The sequence below is a fragment of the Caballeronia sp. genome (genome assembly GCF_049581465.1).
GTDB lineage: Bacteria > Pseudomonadota > Gammaproteobacteria > Burkholderiales > Burkholderiaceae > Caballeronia.
Window position 1 is genome coordinate 1 of sequence record NZ_JBAUSA010000789.1, and the last position, 1,761, is coordinate 1,761.

General features: G+C 59.0%; 2 protein-coding genes and 1 pseudogene. All 3 read left to right on the plus strand.

Annotated elements, in window-relative coordinates:
• Positions 1-1,076, plus strand: a pseudogene (locus WCA53_RS19400) (SRPBCC family protein); the annotation flags it as partial.
• On the plus strand, positions 1,046-1,474 hold the full coding sequence (gene benB / locus WCA53_RS19405) for a benzoate 1,2-dioxygenase small subunit (RefSeq protein ID WP_423914296.1): 429 nt from the start codon (positions 1,046-1,048) through the stop codon (positions 1,472-1,474). The pseudogene WCA53_RS19400 and the gene benB, both read left to right, overlap by 31 nt.
• A gap of 36 nt (positions 1,475-1,510) precedes the next feature.
• Positions 1,511-1,761: 2Fe-2S iron-sulfur cluster-binding protein (locus WCA53_RS19410; protein WP_423914300.1), on the plus strand; the 251-nt coding region annotated here is incomplete at its 3' end.

A 1,761-nucleotide genomic window follows, 5' to 3' on the forward strand; every position in this document is an offset into this window, starting at 1 on the left:
CTGATCAATTCGTGCACGCATCGCGGCGCGATGCTCTGTCGTCACAAGCGCGGCAGCAAGGCGACCTTTACGTGTCCCTTCCACGGCTGGACCTTCAACAACAGCGGCAAGCTGCTCAAGGTCAAGGATCCGCAAGAAGCGGGATACCCGGAGTGCTTCAACCATGAAGGTTCGCACGACCTCAAGAAGGTCGCGCGCTTCGAGAACTATCGCGGATTCCTGTTTGGAAGCCTGAACCCCGACGTCCCGTCTCTCGTTGAACACCTGGGCGAGGCGGCGCGGATTATCGACATGATCGTCGACCAGTCGGTAGATGGACTTGAAGTGCTGCGCGGCTCGTCGAGCTATACCTACGAAGGCAACTGGAAATTGACGGCGGAAAACGGCGCCGATGGCTATCACGTGTCGGCCGTGCACTGGAATTACGCCGCGACGACGAATCAGCGCAAGCAGGAAAACCTTCGGCAGGACAACATCCGGGCGATGGATGCCGGTAGCTGGGGCCGTCAGGGCGGTGGTTTTTACGCGTTCGAGCAGGGTCACATGTTGCTGTGGTCGCGTTGGGCGAACCCTGAAGATCGTCCGAACTTCAGCAGGCGCGACGAGTTCGCGCAGCGCTGCGGCGAGCAGACGGCAGACTGGATGATCCAAAACTCGCGCAACCTGTGCCTGTACCCGAACGTCTATTTGATGGACCAGTTCGGCTCGCAGATTCGCGTGCTTCGTCCCATTTCCGTCAACAAGACCGAAGTGACGATCTATTGCATCGCGCCCAAGGGCGAGTCAGACGAGGCGAGAGCGCGACGCATCCGCCAGTACGAGGACTTCTTCAACGTGAGCGGCATGGCGACTCCCGATGACCTGGAAGAATTCCGCGCGTGTCAGCAGGGGTACGCGGCGCGTGCGCATGAGTGGAACGACATGTGTCGGGCGCCACGCACTGGATCGAAGGTCCGGACGAAGGCGCGAAGAAGATCGGCCTGAATCCCGTCATGAGCGGCGTCAAGACAGAAGACGAAGGCCTTTATACGATTCAGCACCGCTATTGGGTCGAGACGATCAGGAAGGCACTCGCTATCACCCCGACGCGGTCTTCTGGATGCCCGCGTGGGACGACGAAGACAAGCTCGTCACCGACCCGCAGCGCGAAATCTCGCTGGTGTATTACCCGAACCGCCAGGGGCTCGAGGACCGCGTCTTCCGCATCAAGACCGAGCGTTCCAGCGCGACGATGCCAGACACGCGCACGAGCCACAACATCAGCAATGTGGAAGTGGAGAGCGAGCGCGACGGCGCCTATGTGGTGCGCTTCAACTGGCACACGCTGAGCCACCGCTACAAGACCAACTATAGCTACTTCGGGATGACGCGCTACGTGATCGACTTTGCGGGTGAAACGCCCAGGATCCTGAACAAATACGTTGTGCTGAAGAACGACTACATCAATCAGGTCATCGACATCTACCACATCTGACGGCTGCGGCGGAACAGCCGCGCTCAGGAGCAGGTCATGGAATACAGCATCGCACTTCAATTTGAAGACGGCGTCACGCGTTTCATCTCGTGTGGCGACAATGAAACGCTGTCAGATGCGGCGTACAGGCAGAAGATCAACATTCCCCTCGACTGCCGTGATGGCGCGTGTGGAACATGCCGCGGCTTTTGCGAGTCGGGTGAATACGATTTGCCGGAATCGAGCTATATCGAAGACGCGCTTACACCGGAAGAAGCGAGCGAAGGATACGTCCTTGCGTGCCAGAC